This is a genomic window from Arsenophonus endosymbiont of Crataerina pallida (assembly GCF_964020125.1).
Lineage (GTDB): Bacteria > Pseudomonadota > Gammaproteobacteria > Enterobacterales > Enterobacteriaceae > Arsenophonus > Arsenophonus nilaparvatae.
The window spans coordinates 2,132,588-2,147,887 of the sequence record NZ_OZ026540.1 but is presented as its reverse complement, the minus strand read 5'-3'; the positions used below and the strand labels follow the sequence as shown (position 1 = coordinate 2,147,887).

14 protein-coding genes and 1 pseudogene are annotated in these 15,300 nt (G+C 37.6%); 5 read left to right on the top strand and 10 right to left on the bottom strand.

Annotation, left to right across the window (positions count from 1 at the left end):
• Positions 1-8 precede the first annotated feature (8 nt).
• Positions 9-563, bottom strand: a complete 555-nt coding sequence (locus tag AACL31_RS11570) for an Ail/Lom family outer membrane beta-barrel protein (protein WP_310513035.1) — start codon at positions 561-563, stop codon at positions 9-11.
• A gap of 319 nt (positions 564-882) precedes the next feature.
• Here AACL31_RS11570 and zntB point away from each other — a divergent pair, with 319 nt between their 5' ends.
• Positions 883-1,863, top strand: a complete 981-nt coding sequence (zntB, locus tag AACL31_RS11565) for a zinc transporter ZntB (RefSeq protein WP_422389247.1) — start codon at positions 883-885, stop codon at positions 1,861-1,863.
• A 225-nt stretch (positions 1,864-2,088) separates the two neighbouring features.
• Here the strand turns inward: zntB and ttcA are convergent, their stop codons facing one another.
• Positions 2,089-2,997 (bottom strand): tRNA 2-thiocytidine(32) synthetase TtcA, encoded by a 909-nt coding sequence (gene ttcA, locus AACL31_RS11560; protein ID WP_310510926.1) that lies wholly within the window; start codon positions 2,995-2,997, stop codon positions 2,089-2,091.
• Positions 2,998-3,211: 214 nt separating this feature from the next.
• The gene (locus tag AACL31_RS11555) at positions 3,212-4,180 is read right to left on the bottom strand and encodes an IS110 family transposase (RefSeq protein ID WP_339053166.1); all 969 of its coding nucleotides are present in this window, start codon (positions 4,178-4,180) and stop codon (positions 3,212-3,214) included.
• Between the two features lie 185 nt (positions 4,181-4,365).
• Here AACL31_RS11555 and AACL31_RS11550 point away from each other — a divergent pair, with 185 nt between their 5' ends.
• Positions 4,366-4,698, top strand: coding sequence for a DMT family transporter (locus AACL31_RS11550; protein WP_032114963.1), 333 nt, complete (start codon positions 4,366-4,368; stop codon positions 4,696-4,698).
• 138 nt (positions 4,699-4,836) lie between these two features.
• Here the strand turns inward: AACL31_RS11550 and dsbB are convergent, their stop codons facing one another.
• The gene (dsbB, locus tag AACL31_RS11545; protein ID WP_310512415.1) at positions 4,837-5,367 is read right to left on the bottom strand and encodes a disulfide bond formation protein DsbB; all 531 of its coding nucleotides are present in this window, start codon (positions 5,365-5,367) and stop codon (positions 4,837-4,839) included.
• A 215-nt stretch (positions 5,368-5,582) separates the two neighbouring features.
• Positions 5,583-7,126, bottom strand: a pseudogene (nhaB, locus tag AACL31_RS11540) (sodium/proton antiporter NhaB).
• Between the two features lie 225 nt (positions 7,127-7,351).
• On the opposite strand from nhaB, the gene fadR reads away from it, so the two are divergent.
• Positions 7,352-8,074 (top strand): fatty acid metabolism transcriptional regulator FadR, encoded by a 723-nt coding sequence (gene fadR, locus AACL31_RS11535; RefSeq protein ID WP_310512414.1) that lies wholly within the window; start codon positions 7,352-7,354, stop codon positions 8,072-8,074.
• 143 nt (positions 8,075-8,217) lie between these two features.
• Here fadR and AACL31_RS11530 read toward each other — a convergent pair whose 3' ends face one another.
• Positions 8,218-9,114 carry a D-hexose-6-phosphate mutarotase gene (locus tag AACL31_RS11530; RefSeq protein WP_310512417.1) on the bottom strand — a complete coding sequence of 299 codons (897 nt, stop codon included), beginning with the start codon at positions 9,112-9,114 and terminating at the stop codon, positions 8,218-8,220.
• Between the two features lie 122 nt (positions 9,115-9,236).
• Positions 9,237-10,232, bottom strand: coding sequence for a glyceraldehyde-3-phosphate dehydrogenase (gene gapA / locus AACL31_RS11525; RefSeq protein ID WP_310512413.1), 996 nt, complete (start codon positions 10,230-10,232; stop codon positions 9,237-9,239).
• A 352-nt stretch (positions 10,233-10,584) separates the two neighbouring features.
• Between gapA and msrB the strand changes: the two genes are divergently transcribed.
• Positions 10,585-10,998 carry a peptide-methionine (R)-S-oxide reductase MsrB gene (gene msrB, locus AACL31_RS11520; protein WP_180816544.1) on the top strand — a complete coding sequence of 138 codons (414 nt, stop codon included), beginning with the start codon at positions 10,585-10,587 and terminating at the stop codon, positions 10,996-10,998.
• A 40-nt stretch (positions 10,999-11,038) separates the two neighbouring features.
• Positions 11,039-11,296, top strand: a complete 258-nt coding sequence (locus tag AACL31_RS11515) for a YeaC family protein (protein ID WP_310512412.1) — start codon at positions 11,039-11,041, stop codon at positions 11,294-11,296.
• A 38-nt stretch (positions 11,297-11,334) separates the two neighbouring features.
• Here AACL31_RS11515 and pncA read toward each other — a convergent pair whose 3' ends face one another.
• The 3 genes from pncA to sppA all read right to left on the bottom strand — a co-directional run bounded on the left by pncA (position 11,335) and on the right by sppA (position 15,062).
• Positions 11,335-11,997: a bifunctional nicotinamidase/pyrazinamidase gene (gene pncA / locus AACL31_RS11510; RefSeq protein ID WP_310512411.1), complete on the bottom strand. Its 663-nt coding sequence runs from the start codon at positions 11,995-11,997 to the stop codon at positions 11,335-11,337.
• A 10-nt stretch (positions 11,998-12,007) separates the two neighbouring features.
• The gene (gene ansA / locus AACL31_RS11505) at positions 12,008-13,030 is read right to left on the bottom strand and encodes an asparaginase (RefSeq protein ID WP_310512410.1); all 1,023 of its coding nucleotides are present in this window, start codon (positions 13,028-13,030) and stop codon (positions 12,008-12,010) included.
• A gap of 151 nt (positions 13,031-13,181) precedes the next feature.
• Entirely contained in the window at positions 13,182-15,062 is a 1,881-nt protein-coding gene (gene sppA / locus AACL31_RS11500) for a signal peptide peptidase SppA (RefSeq protein WP_310512409.1), read from the bottom strand.
• Positions 15,063-15,300 lie beyond the last annotated feature (238 nt).

Below are 15,300 nucleotides of genomic sequence, written 5' to 3'. Positions count from 1 at the left end.
TTAAACAACTAGAATCGATAACCTAAACCAATATTAAATCCATTCACTGTGGGATTTGACAGATAGTCATCCTTATTTGCCCCTTCATAGCCAAAATAGAGGCTTAGCATGTTGACTGGGTTGATTTTTATGCCGACTCCCCAACTAAGGCCTGTATCATGCTTCATCGAATTCAGTGTTATATTATCGAATTTTTCGCGATGATTTAGGGTAAAACGAGCAAATCCGATAGTGCCATATAAAGTTAAGTAATCATTGAAACGATAACTGGGGCCGGCTTGTAAGCTGAGGTAATCGATATTCACTTTATGTTTAACTGGTTGATAGGAATAATTGTAACTACGCCAATATTGATTGCCTTTATTCCAGCTTATCGACGTTAATACTCCCCAATGGTTGTCTATTTGGTAGTCATAATTAATATTGAAACCAGTAAGCGAATTACCATGATAATAGAGATTAGAGTAGCCTAGACTGAAGGTTTGCGATTGAGGTGAAGTTGAAAATCCTTTTGCTGAAAAAAATAAATTAGTTATTAATGTAAAAATAACGGTTTTTTTCATAACTGTCCCTAGTTTATGTTTTATATGATAAATTATTTTAATCATTTTTCACTTGTGATCAACTTTTTATTAATTTGTTTTTAATTTTAATTCATTGAATTAAAATGCATTATTAATTATTTTAAATTTATTTTATTTTTAATTTTATTATTTTTTATAATGAATAACGGCATACAGAATCGCTTATTGACATGAAAAATAAAATGTCAGACGCAATTAATCCTATAACAATCGAGTAAGAAAGCTTTAATTAAGCAGAAATACGACTATTTTTAAAAGGAAAAGAACAAAAATTGACCGTAATAGGGGGATATTTGTTGTGGCTATTTATGGCTCAATAATTCAGGGCTCTGAACCTGTGCATGCTTACCAATTAGATGGTGAAGGTGGATTTATTGCTATCGATGTTAATGCGGAAGCGACACCACAAATGCCATTTTGGCTTCACTATGATTATAGAAATAAAGCCAGTTATCAATGGATAAAGCATTCTGGATTATTCAATTCAACCATCAAAGATGGACTAACAGGAAATATTAATCGGTTGCGTATAATAAGAACTGGTGAGGGTACATTGGTTAATTTACAAACGATTAATAAAAATATTGGTGACCGGCCTGAACAGCTAGTTGCCTTTCGTATTTATATTAATAATCAGATAATTATTTCTAGTCGACATCGCAAAGTTAAATCTCTTGAGCCTGTTATTGACGATCTTAATCATCATGTTGGCGCAAAAACGAGCGGAGAATGGTTAGTCGAAGTTGCTGATTCGATTAACGATGAAGTGAGTGATTTTACCGATATTTTGCATGATCGTTTAATTAAAATGGAAGAAAAGATCTTAACTGAAGAGATCCCTGAACGAGGAAAATTAGCGTTATTAAGAAGACAGATTATTATTGTGCGCCGCTATATGTCTACTCAACGGGATGTTTTTGCTCGTTTAGCGACAGAAAAATTTTTATGGATGAGCGATGATGATCGCCACCGCATGCAGGAAAATGCCGAAAGGCTTGGACGCTGTATTGATGAATTAGATGGTTTTGTTGCTCGTACCGCTGTAATTACCGATGAAATTAATGCGTTGATATCAGAGGCAACAAATAAACGGATTTATACTATGTCAATGTTAGCGATTGTCTTTCTTCCATCAACCTTTTTAACCGGATTATTTGGGGTTAACCTCAATGGTATACCTGGTAGTGAATTTAAATTTGCATTTAGTGTTTTTTGTTTATTATTAAGTTGCTTAATTAGTTTTGTTATCTGGTGGCTAAAAAGAGGGAAGTGGCTATAAAATAAAACATTTTCCAATATAAAATTTCCAGTTATTTAGTTTAGTAAAAAATAAATTGAGCTATATCAAGAAGTTTTAACCTTAACTAGGGCAGAATTGATTTTGCAGGTGAATGCAACGTTAAGCGATGAACGTTGTGCTCCATAATTGTAGTTTTTCTCATATTGAGTTCTTATACAGAATAATTGACCACTATCAGCCGATGTTTAATACATCGGCTTTTTTTTATTTTATTTCAACTATATTAACCCGATCTGAGGGAGAATTATCTTGGTGGGCGTTGATGATGGGAAACGTTTCTTTATCAAATGCTAAATCGCCACCATTAATAATGTTGCTGGTATGATTAATTTGTTTGAAATTGAATAGGTTGCTATCGCATAAATGCGAAGGAACAATATTTTGCATCGCTTGAAACATAGTCTCAATTCGTCCTGGGTACTGTTTATCCCATTCTCTTAGCATATTGCCGATAACTTGCCGTTGTAAATTGGGTTGAGAACCACAAAGATTGCAAGGAATAATTGGAAATGCTTTAATTTTTGCGTAGTTGGCAATATCTTTTTCCCGGCAATAAGCTAAGGGACGAATAACGATATGTTTACCATCGTCACTCATTAGCTTAGGGGGCATCCCTTTGAGTTTGCCACCATAAAACATATTGAGAAATACAGTTTGTAAAATATCATCGCGGTGGTGGCCTAACGCGATTTTAGTGGCTCCCAGTTCGCTGGCAGTCCGGTATAAAATACCGCGACGCAGACGAGAGCATAGTGAGCAGGTAGTTTTTCCTGCCGGAATTTTCTCCTTCACAATACCGTAGGTATTTTCTTCAACTATTTGGTATTCAATACCGAGTTTGTTGAGATAGGATGGCAAAATGTCGGCAGGAAAACCTGGTTGTTTTTGGTCAAGGTTGACGGCAAATAAAGTAAAATTTACTGGTGCACTTTTTTGTAAATTTTGTAATATTGATAATAGGGTGTAACTATCTTTGCCGCCAGAAAGGCAAACCATAATGCGATCATTTTCTTCAATCATATTGAAATCAGCGATCGCCTGGCCAACGTTACGACGTAACTTTTTTTGTAGTTTATTAAAGTTATATTGTTCTTTTTGTTGATTCATATTTATTACTAATGTATTAAAGGTAATCGATTTTATTATCAAAAGAATGATTTTTAAATCCACAGCGATAAGAAAATGCGACCAGTTTAGGCTAGTTTAAAGCAAAAGAAAACTTTTGCTGGTTATTTTAGTTTTACCTCACATACTGGCAATCAACGCTTCGATTATCTTACCATTGTGATGATTAGTTTATATTTAGCAACTGTCTTGAACGTTAAAATTATGGAGAAACGTGATGGTACGACTCATTCCATTCTTCGTTCTTTCTGAGCATCGCGTTCAGGATAGTCAGCAGCTTGCGCATACAGGCGACCAGCGCCACTTTTTTGGCTTTTCCCGCTGCAAGCAGACGCATGTAAAAGGCTTTTATCACCGGATTAAAGCGAGTTGCTACAAGCGCGGCCATATAAAGTGCTGTTCGGACTCCGTCCCTTCCGCCAAATATGGTTCGCCGACCACGCATGGTACCCGAGTCCCGGTTTATGGGGGCAACGCCTACAAGCGCGCTAATAGCTCGCCTCGAGAGGCTGCCCAGTTCGGGAAGCTCCGCCAACAACGCAGCAACTGTCATGGTACCAACCCCTTTAATGCTGCTCAGCCTAGCGGCCAGATCCTTAAAGTGTTTCCTTATGTGGTTGTTCATATCCTCATCGATTCTGGCAAGTTCATCTTCCAGCGCCTTGATGATGATGTTGATGCTTTTTCTATTCTGTGGATGTGCGGTATACAGCCTATTACGTTCTGCCACCAACATTGTAATCAACTGGCGTCTGCGTACGACCATCGCAGCAAGAACCTGACGTTCTGCATTTGGCAGAGTCCGGATAAAGCGCTCTCGCTCCGGATGTCGATTAATAACCTCTGCCATTTGTGCAAGCACTTTGGCATCAATACGGTCAGTTTTTGCCAGATAGCCCATAGCGCGGGCAAAGTCTCGGGATTGTCTGGGATTGATCACAGTGACGTCAAAGCCTTCAGCCTGGAGCGAGCAGGCCACAGTAGCTTCAAGCCCGCCAGTTGCCTCCATCAGAACCAACACCACCGAATGCTTTCTCAATTCGGCGATAATGGCATCAAAACCGTCAGAGTCATTACTGACCGTAAACTGTGCAATATCACAGCTGGCTGCTATGTCCAGCGTTGCTTTAGAAACATCAATACCCACACAAAGTGGATTTGGCTGACTCATGATTACCCATCCTTGCAAATGCGTTATGGAGTACGGACAACTGTTCGGGTTTCAGATGAGTGGCTCAGTGTATGCGCCGGTCGCTAATTAACGGGCTTAAAACCCTAGGAGGAATCGGGCTGCATGCACCTTGCCAAATCTAATCGTAACTATTTTAAACCGTTTTCAAGATACAAGGAGTATAAATGAACGGATTGGCATATCTATTAATATCGATTGTGGCTGAAGTGATTGCAACCACATCATTAAAGGCTTCCGATGGTTTTACCCGTTTGTTGCCATCGATTATTGTTGTTATTGGTTATAGCATTTCATTTTTTGGTTTATCACAAGTAGTCAAAATGATGCCATTAGGCATTGCCTACGCTATTTGGTCTGGTTTAGGGATCGTGCTGGTGTCTGTGGCAGCGTTGTTTCTTTATCAGCAAAAATTAGATTGGCCAGCCATTTTAGGTATTTTGTTGATTATTTCCGGAGTTTTAGTTATTAATCTGGTTTCTAAAAGTAGTATTCATTAATAATCATTAAAGGAGCATTAGTTAATAATCTTTTAACCCTAATACTTATTTAGCTATTTGACTATTTTCAGCTGAAAACCTGCACTATTTTCATCAAATCGCCATAGCGAAAGCTGGACTGATAACTATTAGTCCAGCTCAAATTGTCTTAATGACTATTTTTTTAAACCATAAAAATTGGCTTAACAAGACAATTATTGCCACCAAGAAATAAGCAATAAAAATAATTAATAACCATACGGGCATTTCAATATTCAAAAATGACCATTGTTTTTGGCTACAGTCACCGTAGGCTTCAAAAACAGTCGGTAACCAGCGGTTAAGTGGCAGCCATGAAGGAAAGTTAACGACAAAATCACATGAATCAAAAGGAGAGGGATAGAGTTGTAGTCGGGTATGTTCGAAGGTTAATTTCAATCCTTCCCAGCTACTATATAACCATAAAATTAGTGCTACTAAGCGAAAAGCACTTTTTGGTGCCATGGCAGCAATTAAACCTGCCGCTAAGATAGCAAATATCGCTATCCGTTCGTAAATGCAAAATACGCAGGGTCTAAGTCCCATACCGTGTTGAAAATAAAGTGCAATAATTTCTAACATACAGGCGCTAATAGCTAGTAGCAACCAGGCTTTTCTGGTTTGAGAGTATGAGTAAAAAAATTTAAACATGTTCATTCTATTCCATTATCTCGATAAGTTAGTTAGGCAAGCATATGATCTTATTTTGTTTACGACAAAAAAAACAGCTAATTTAAATTAGCTAATAAGATAGGATAATGAATTAAATTGTTAAAATGAATTTTCTATTTAGCCGATAGTTTTTGCTTAAAATGACAGGGGAATGCTATTATTTTCAAATAAATAATAGCATTATTAATAAAAAGTTATTTGGCTATATTTATCAAGCCTAATGAAGCGAACCACTCTGTCACCGGGATCAACCATAATTCTACGGCTAGTAAACCTACTAGCGTCATAACAATAGTATAAGGTAAAGCCATGATAACCATTCGACCATATGAAAGGCGAATAAGTGGTGAAAGCGCTGAAGTTAATAAAAACAGAAAAGCGGCTTGACCGTTTGGCGTTGCGACTGAAGGTAAATTAGTCCCCGTATTAATGGCAACTGCCAGATATTCATATTGTTGACGTGATATTAATCCCGCTTTTAACGCACTCATCGCTTCATTTATATAGACAGTGCCAACAAAAACATTATCTGAAATGGCAGAAAGTAATCCATTGAATAAATAAAATAAAACAAGTTGCGATGATTCTGAAGACTGTAATACAAATTGAATAAATGGCGTAAAAAGGTGTTGATCGATAATAACTGCCACAATTGAGAAAAATACCGTTAATAAGGCGGTAAAGGGTAAAGCTTCTTCAAATGCTTTGCCAATGGTGTGCTCATCAGTTATGCCGCAAAATGAGGTTATTAAGATTATTACAGATAAACCAATTAAGCCGACTTCTGCAAGATGGAAAGCTAAAGCAATAATTAACCAAACGCCTACTAATGCTTGCGTTATTAGTTGCAATTTTTCTCGCCGATCTCGTTTTCTGCTGGCTTTTTTATCGTGGATTTGCAGAATATGGCGGACACTTTCAGGTAATTCAGCGCCGTAACCAAATAATTTAAAACGTTCGACGCAATAGCAAATAATTAAGCCACAAACAAATACCGGCAACGTCACCGGGATCATATGTAAGAAAAAATTACTAAAGTTCCAGCCAACATATTTAGCAATAATTAAATTTTGTGGCTCACCAACCATTGTCATTACGCCACCTAATGCAGTGCCAATGCCGGCGTGCATCATTAGACTACGTAAAAAAGCCCGAAACTGTTCAAGGATCTGGCTTTTTTCGGTCATGTCAGCGTTATTTTCCGGCGCAAGAAGCTCTTTCTGGCTGGATACATAGCTATGATAAATAGAATAAAAACCAACGGCTACACTTATCACAACGGCAATAACTGTTAGTGCGTCTAAAAAGGCCGAAAGGAAAGCGCTTGCTAAACAGAAAGCCAGTGAGAGTAACGTTTAGAATGAATTGACAGTAATAATTTTGTGAAAGCAAATAATAGCAATTGTTTCATGAAGTAAATACCTGCAACCATAAAAATCAATAGCAGTATTACTTCAATGTTATTGGCAATTTCATGACTTACTTGTTGTGGTGAAGTCATCCCAATTATTACCGCTTCAATAGCAAGTAATCCGCCAGGCTGTAGTGGGTAGCATTTTAGCGCCATGGCAAGGGTAAAAATAAATTCAGCAATCAATAACCAACCGGCAATAAAAGGGTTAACCAAAAAAAAGCACAGCGGGTTGATTATCAAGAAGAAAATAATGGTCAATTTGTACCATTCAGGGGAATTACCAAGGAAATTTTTTAACATAATTTGTCTGATATTTATATTCATTATTACTTGCTTTCCTTCACTAGTATATAAGTAAAATTGACTAACGTAGCATACTACGTTTTTTATACCAGAAATTAAAAGAACGATTTCCTAATTAACGACAAATTGCATTAAGTCTTTATGGTCAGATTAGTATTTCTTAATAACTCGGCTACCTCAAACTTTTTCATTCTGATATTATCTCGTTTTATTAATGGCAAAAATTTGTTTTAGGTAGATAAAAATATGATTATTAGAGCGCAAAGTCCGGCTAATTTTGCAGAAGAGTATATTGTTGAAAGTATTTGGAATAACCATTTTCCGCCGGGTTCAATTTTACCCGCTGAACGTGAGCTATCGGAGTTAATTGGGGTAACGAGAACAACATTACGAGAAGTTTTACAGCGGCTTGCCAGAGACGGTTGGCTAACTATTCAGCATGGAAAACCAACTAAAGTAAACAATTTTTGGGAAACCTCAGGACTTAATATTTTAGAAACCCTGGCGCGGTTAGATCACAGTGGAGCACCTAAACTGATTGAAGATTTGTTATCTGTTAGAACCAATATTTCAGCTATTTTTATTCGAACTGCCTTTCGTAAAAGTAAATCAAAATCACTAGAGATATTATCAATAAGAGAGAATATAGAAGATTGTTCTGAAGCATTTAGTACAGTTGATTATAATATTTTTCGTGGACTCGCATTTGTCTCTGGTAATCCTATCTATGGCTTGATCCTAAATGGTTTGAAAGGATTATATACCCGTGTTGGCCGTTACTATTTTTCTGATCCTAAGGCGCGTCAGCTTGCTTGCCGTTTCTACCATGATTTAGCCAAAATATGTGAACAAGAAAACAATGATCTGGTGTTAGATCGGGTTCGTAGTTATGGCAAAGATAGTGGTAATATTTGGCGTGAGATGAAAGATAAAGACAATATGATAAATAATTTGTCTGAATTACGTTAAACTCGTTGCTAGTTAATGCGCTATCAGCCTATTTTTATTCCCTCATCAAAAGTGAGGGCGTTAATTGAGATAGCGGTTATTAGTGTAAAATACTAATAAATTTTAACAATCTTGCTTATTATTTCTGCATAAAAATCGCAAAGCTATAACATTACGTCTTGCATCTTGATGCTACGCACACCTAAGGTTAATGACATGCGGGCAGGTTTTTCACCTGCTGGTTGCATTGGTTGGCTAATATGGGCTGTTTCTAAACATAGCATTTTTTTGTAACCATCGCTGGTCATATCTTTTATGGTACTGGATAGTTCAGCGCCCGGATTCCAACATACTATGTCGCTATGATGGTAATGGTGTATTTCTAAAATACGTTGCCAATTTTTATCATACACCAAATTACAATCATCGGATTCAGTATAAATACGATCAGTTCGTGTGGTTATATAAGTTTTTGTCTCTTCTGTGTAAACATCACGATCAGCTACTTTATCAATATAATGTTTGCCTAGACCTTCAATATATATCTTATTTATGTCACTTACTTGTAAATAGGTATGTAATGCACCGGTGGTAGGCTCAGTACCATAATATTCAAATTCAATTTCACAGGTCGCTGCTAGTTTTAAGCGCATTATTAAGGTAAATTCATGTGGCCATATCTTTTTTGTCATTTCATTATCAGAAAGTGTTAGGGTAAGGATCACACTATCTGTAAGCTCACTATGCGCTGTCAATTGCCATTCCTGTAAACGAGCAAAACCATGACTGGGTTGAGCGACCAAGCCAAACCATGGCCAGCAGATAGGAATTCCGCCGCGAATAGCGGTATTTTTTCGAAATAGACTATTTTTACTCAACCATAAATCTGCTTTTTCCCCCTCGGGCTGCCAGCTAAGTAGCTGTGCTCCCTGCAGACTGACTGCGGCACTCACTTTAGGATGAGAAACAATAATGACTGGAATTTCATCAAGCTGTCGAAGTGTAATATAGGATGAAATTGTTTCTTTTACAGGTAAGCTAAACAGTGTCGTGTCATTCATCATTTCGTCCTTTTTATATTTTTTATGATTAGAAATTAGCTAGTTTAAAAATATCGTTGGATTATATGCCAGAATGAAAAAAGCCGCCATTAATGGCGGCTTGAAGCGAGTAATTATGCTATTTATTTAGCAATATGGGCAATTAAATCTAAAACTTTATTTGAATAACCGGTTTCATTATCGTACCAGGCTACTAATTTTACAAAACTGTCGTTTAAGGCAATACCCGCTTTAGCATCAAAAATTGATGTTAGTTTGTCGCCATTAAAGTCTGTGGAAACAACATCATCTTCGGTGTAACCAAGAATGCCTTTTAATTCACCATTTGCTGCCTGTTGGATCGCCTGGCAAATTTCTTTATAAGTGGCAGGTTTATTCAAACGAACGGTTAAGTCAACAACTGAGACATTCGGGGTTGGAACACGGAAAGCCATACCGGTTAATTTGCCGTTCAATTCAGGAATAACCTTACCAACAGCTTTAGCGGCGCCGGTTGATGAAGGAATGATGTTTTGTGAAGCACCACGTCCACCACGCCAATCTTTAGCTGAAGGTCCGTCAACGGTTTTTTGCGTGGCAGTCGTTGCATGGACGGTGGTCATCTGACCTTCAATGATACCAAATTTATCATTGATAACTTTCGCTAATGGGGCTAGGCAGTTAGTGGTACAAGAGGCATTAGAAACAATATCTTGACCACTATAGGTGCTATGATTAACGCCCATTACAAACATCGGGGTATCATCTTTAGAAGGGCCAGTTAAAACGACTTTTTTAGCGCTCGCCGCAATATGTTTGCGTGCTGTTTCATCAGTTAAGAAAATACCTGTTGCTTCCGCAACCACACCGACACCAACTTCATTCCATTTCAAGTTAGCAGGATCTTTCTCTGCCGTGCAGCGAATAGTTTTACCATTAACCACCAGATGACCATCTTTAACTTCGACAGTACCGTTGAAGCGGCCGTGGGTTGAGTCATATTTCAGCATATAGGCCATATAATTGGCATCTAATAAATCATTGATTGCTACGATTTCGATATCTTTACGCTCTTGGGCAGCACGAAAAACAATACGGCCAATACGACCGAAACCATTAATACCTACTTTGATAGTCATAGTATTTCCACCAGCTATATTTTATTTAATTTAAAAGAATTCAATATTGTTTCTATCGTTACCAAAACCTTGCCATCCGTCAAGCGGAATCGTGTCAATTACCAGAAAAATTGACATATAAAGCACCTTTTGTATGTTTGCCAACAAGCTTAAGGTCAATGTTTTGATTCACTATTATCGTTCTGGATAAAGAGATTTAAAGTGAATATTGCTAATATATGTGAATTATATCACAAATCAGACTAGAAAGACCCGGTTTACCGGGTTAAAAATAATTGAGATGGTTTAGTGTTAACTTTTGCTCATCATATGAATATAATTACTTTTACTAGAAAATAAGGAAAGCTTTCTTATGACTGAAAAAGAACATAAACGCATTAAGTCAAATAAACTTAATAAAATGCAACATCATGTCACTCAAGAAGCCGGAACCGAGCCACCTTTTTCAGGTAAATTACTACATAATCAACGAGAAGGTATTTATTACTGTCTCTGTTGCCATGCGCCGCTTTTTCTATCACAAACAAAATTTGATACTGGCTGCGGCTGGCCAAGTTTTTATCAACCAATTAATGATCAAGCCGTCAGTTATATTGATGATTTTTCCCACGGTATGCAGCGGATAGAAGTGCGTTGCCGTCACTGTAACGCACATTTAGGCCATGTTTTTGCCGATGGCCCACAACCGACTGGGCAACGTTATTGTATTAATTCTGTTGCATTAAGTTTTACTGATCAACAATCTGGCGAAGTAACTGAGGGTTAAGTAAGGTTTACACGACGATAAACAAGAGAAGGGATGAAATATGGAACTTAATGATCTGGTTAAGTTAATGACAGTCGACATTTATCAACGATTGCTGACTGCCGTTGAGTTGGGCAAGTGGCCTGATGGTGTTGTGTTAACGCCCGAGCAAAAAGAAAATAGTCTGCAAGCTATTATGCTTTGGCAGGCTAGGCATAATCATGATGCTCAGCATATGACGGTGGGCACCGATGGGAATATCATTTTGAAAACAAAAGATGAGCTAAAGCGATTGTTTGATAGTGAACAGCAGCAATAAGCAAAATTTATTCAATGTTAATAATAGATTGCAGCTCCTTAGCTAAGTGCATTAGTTACAATCATAGATTGCGTCAGCAAATCAGAAGATGTTATTAATTTAGCACCAGCTAATACCATTTCTTGTAATGCGTTATGAGTATCTTCTGGATGAAGATTAACGCCCCTACAACCATCTTGAATAACCGTTACTTGATAACCTAGTTGCACTGCATCAAGGACGGTAAATTTTACACAGTAATCTGTTGCTAACCCCATAATGTATAGATGTTTGATTTTATTTTCTGTTAGCCAACGATCTAACTGAGTTGCATGTTGATGATCATTATCAAAAAAAGCACTATAACTATCGATTGTGGCATTGATCCCTTTTTGAAAAGTTGCCTGAATGGCTGACTGATTAAGTGCTGGATGGAATTGTGCTCCTTTCTGATGTTGCACACAGTGAACTGGCCACCAAATTTGGCGTAGGCCATTAAGATTCCCCTCGGTGCCTACCTGAGTTCCTGAGTTGACAGCAAAACTTAAGTGATCAGCAGGATGCCAGTCCTGGCTGGCAATAACAACGATATTTTGTTGCTGGCAGTAGGTGATAACATTATTAGCTGTACTAATAACACTTTCACTATCTAATACTTCTAGGGCGCCCCCTTTACAAAAGTCATTTTGCAGATCGACCAGCAATAATGCAGTATTAGTCATTATGTCGTCCTTAATAATTGTCACTATAGCTAAGTTCACCGCGCAAATTTTTTTGCATCAACGTACGAATATCATTTGAAGATAAAGATTGACTAAGTAAATAATGAAGCTTGGTAAGGGTTGCCTCAAAAGTCATGTCATAACCACTAATAACACCAACTTTGGCTAATGCGTGCCCGGTTGCATACCCATTCATGTTAACTCGTCCAGAGAGGCATTGTGTCAAATTAATGACGATAATATCGTGTTGACAGGCCTTTTCAAGGCATTTTAACAACTCAGTTTGTGAAGGCGCATTACCAACACCGTAAGAACGGAGAATGAGTGCTTTGGTGGGTTGCAATAAGATGTTTTCGATACTTTGTACTGAAATCCCAGGATAAATAGTAACAACCCCAATGGGTTGAGGGGTGATTTTATGGCTGCTGAAATTGCCGTCATTTTTTGGCAATGGACAGCTTTGTAAACAACGGATATGAATACCCGCATCAATCAATGGTGGACAATTAGGAGAAGTAAAGGCATCAAAACCATCAGCATGTGATTTGACGGTCCGGTTACCCCTAAATAATTTGTTATTAAAAAACAGCGTCACTTCATTGATAGGGTAATTTGCTGCCAAGTACAAGGCATTAAGAAGATTAGTTTGGCCATCTGATCTTAGCGCTTCCAGTGGTATTTGTGACCCTGTCACGATAATCGGTTTATCTAGGTTATCAAACATAAATGAGAGTGCAGAGGCGGTAAATGCCATCGTATCAGTACCATGTAGAATAACAAAACCATCATAGTTTTCATAATTATCACTAATATCATCCGCAATGCACTGCCAATCTTGTGATGTCATATTAGCGGAATCAATTAAAGGATTATGTTCACGAATAGTGAAATTTGGCATTTCAGCGCGATGAAATTCTGGCATGCTGCTCAGTTGTTTTTGTAGATGGCCGGAGGCTGGCACGTATCCATGGGTTGAATATTGCATGCCAATAGTGCCGCCTATGTAAATGACATAGATGGATTTTTTTTCCATTCTCTTTACCTAACGATATGAATAAGTGAAAATTGATAAATTTAAAGAATTATAAAGTAGTTAGCTAATAAAATCTGTGGGATATTAAATATTAATATAAAATAAAGCGCCCATATGCAGGGCGCTAGAGTTGAACAATGATGGCTATTTATTAATAAACTTCACCACAATTTAAACAAAATGCGTAGCGATTTTGTGGATCATTCATATGCTGGTAAAATTTGATTTGTTGCTGCAGGTCGTTAGCCATTTTTTGCGGAAGTAACAATTGCAGTGTATTGGGCATCATTGCCTCAGCGCTTGAAGTTAATTCAAGTATTAATTGATCAATAAAAGAACGTTCAGGCTGCATCCAGTCAAGTGATGGCGTAGTGACTTTAGCTAACTCAGCCGCTTTATTTACAGCATCGTCAAAATCACCCAGTTTATCAACCAAACCGTTTTGTAGCGCGTCTGAACCTACCCACACCCGACCTTGAGCGATTTTATCTATCTCTGCCGGTGTTTTATGGCGCGCCTGAGCAACATATTTTAGAAAGGTGTTATAGCCATTTTCTATGGTGATTTGCATCATGTCAGAAAATTGTTTATTAATCCCTTTTGTAGCTGAGATATCCGCTAATGGCGTGGTAGAGACCCCGTCAGTATAAACGCCAATTGTATCTAAGCTTTTTTCAAAGGTATTTATCACACCAAAAATACCAATTGAACCGGTCAGGGTTGTTGGACTGGCAAAAATATAATTGGCCGGTGTTGAAATCCAATAACCTCCTGATGCTGCCATTCCTCCCATCGAAATTACAATAGGTTTATTGGCCTCGCGGACAGCCACAAGCTCATTCCTTATCGCTTCTGAAGCGGTAACACTGCCACCAGGACTATTAACACGTAATACAATCGCTTTAATATCAGGGTTAAGTCTTGCTTTACGTATTTGCGCTACCGTTGTTTCGCTGCCAACCATGCCAGGCTCTTGTGGTCCATCTATAATGGCGCCTTGGGCAATTATCACAGCGATATTTCCAGCTTGCTCATCGGATTCTTTTTGTCGCATTAGCTGATTTTGCTGGGGTTGTTCATTGGCATAATCATAGATACTGATGTAATTAAAATGTTGCTCTTTATCATTCCAGCCAAATTTTTTGTTTAACTCTTTCTCCATAACTGTGCCGGTAAATATATGATCAATGAGTTTTTGTTTAACCGCATATTGCGCACTATCACCATTGACGCTTTTCATTTCTTCAATCAATTTATCGGCACCAGGGAAGATATTTTCTGGCGTCATTTGTCGGTTTTGCGCCATGGTTGATAAATAATGTTGCCATAGTGAACCAATCCAGACTTTATCGGCTTCACGTGCTTCAGGTGACATATTGTCACGAATAAATGGCTCTACTGCTGATTTATAGGTGCCAACACGGAAAATATGGCTATTGACTTTTAGGTTATCCAGTAGCGTCTTATAAAAGAGTTTATTGGTTGAAAAACCGTAAATTCCGACATGACCCTGTTGTGACATATAGATATGATTGGCAAAACTGGCTAAATAATATTGCGATTGATTATAGCCATTACCTACAGCGTAAATAGGTTTTCCCGCTTGCTTAAACTCTATCAACACCTTACCAATATATTGTAAAGATGGCTGGTCGGAACCAATCAGATTATCCAGTTGTAAAACGATACCGGTAATTTTGTCGTCATAGGTTGCCCGGCGGATAATATTTACAATGTCAAATAAGGAGTTTTCTTGCATGCGTTTGCTTGATGAGCCTAACAATTCGCGGCTCATTTTACCAAGAGGATTAGGGATAGAGACTTGATCAACAATTACACCTTGTAGATCAATAAGTAGCGCACCATGATATTGGCTCGTCGATTTTTTTTCACTTTTATAGGCAAAGTAACTGCTTGCTGCGATAAAGATCAAAAAAAGACAGATAAAACTGGTGACAAATCGTCTGATAAAATTAAGTAATCGCCAACTAAATTTAAAGCAGGTTGTGATTAAATTCCATGGGTTTCGCATGTGATCTCCAATTATATGATTAACATATTTATCTTAAAAGGACATAAGATAATTGTCAGCCATAACTCATAGAATAATTAAAAATATTATTTTATTGCTATTCAAGCTGATTGAAAATGTTACCTTACTATACTAATGCTGATGATAATATTCTATTTTTTAGAAACATACTTATAAAATGGTCATTTCTACGCTATTTGTAGCTATGCAAATAGTTGCAATATAAGTGAATTTCAAC

What these genes read in the sequence shown, in the direction of transcription:
- ansA (WP_310512410.1), bottom strand. Translation starts at nt 13,030, where the DNA reads ATGGAAAAAAAATCCATCTATGTCATTTACATAGGCGGCACTATTGGC.
- AACL31_RS11555 (WP_339053166.1), bottom strand. Translation starts at nt 4,180, where the DNA reads ATGAGTCAGCCAAATCCACTTTGTGTGGGTATTGATGTTTCTAAAGCA.
- AACL31_RS11570 (WP_310513035.1), bottom strand. Translation starts at nt 563, where the DNA reads ATGAAAAAAACCGTTATTTTTACATTAATAACTAATTTATTTTTTTCA.
- AACL31_RS11530 (WP_310512417.1), bottom strand. Translation starts at nt 9,114, where the DNA reads ATGAATGACACGACACTGTTTAGCTTACCTGTAAAAGAAACAATTTCA.
- AACL31_RS11550 (WP_032114963.1), top strand. Translation starts at nt 4,366, where the DNA reads ATGAACGGATTGGCATATCTATTAATATCGATTGTGGCTGAAGTGATT.
- msrB (WP_180816544.1), top strand. Translation starts at nt 10,585, where the DNA reads ATGACTGAAAAAGAACATAAACGCATTAAGTCAAATAAACTTAATAAA.
- dsbB (WP_310512415.1), bottom strand. Translation starts at nt 5,367, where the DNA reads ATGTTTAAATTTTTTTACTCATACTCTCAAACCAGAAAAGCCTGGTTG.
- pncA (WP_310512411.1), bottom strand. Translation starts at nt 11,997, where the DNA reads ATGACTAATACTGCATTATTGCTGGTCGATCTGCAAAATGACTTTTGT.
- AACL31_RS11515 (WP_310512412.1), top strand. Translation starts at nt 11,039, where the DNA reads ATGGAACTTAATGATCTGGTTAAGTTAATGACAGTCGACATTTATCAA.
- gapA (WP_310512413.1), bottom strand. Translation starts at nt 10,232, where the DNA reads ATGACTATCAAAGTAGGTATTAATGGTTTCGGTCGTATTGGCCGTATT.
- fadR (WP_310512414.1), top strand. Translation starts at nt 7,352, where the DNA reads ATGATTATTAGAGCGCAAAGTCCGGCTAATTTTGCAGAAGAGTATATT.
- sppA (WP_310512409.1), bottom strand. Translation starts at nt 15,062, where the DNA reads ATGCGAAACCCATGGAATTTAATCACAACCTGCTTTAAATTTAGTTGG.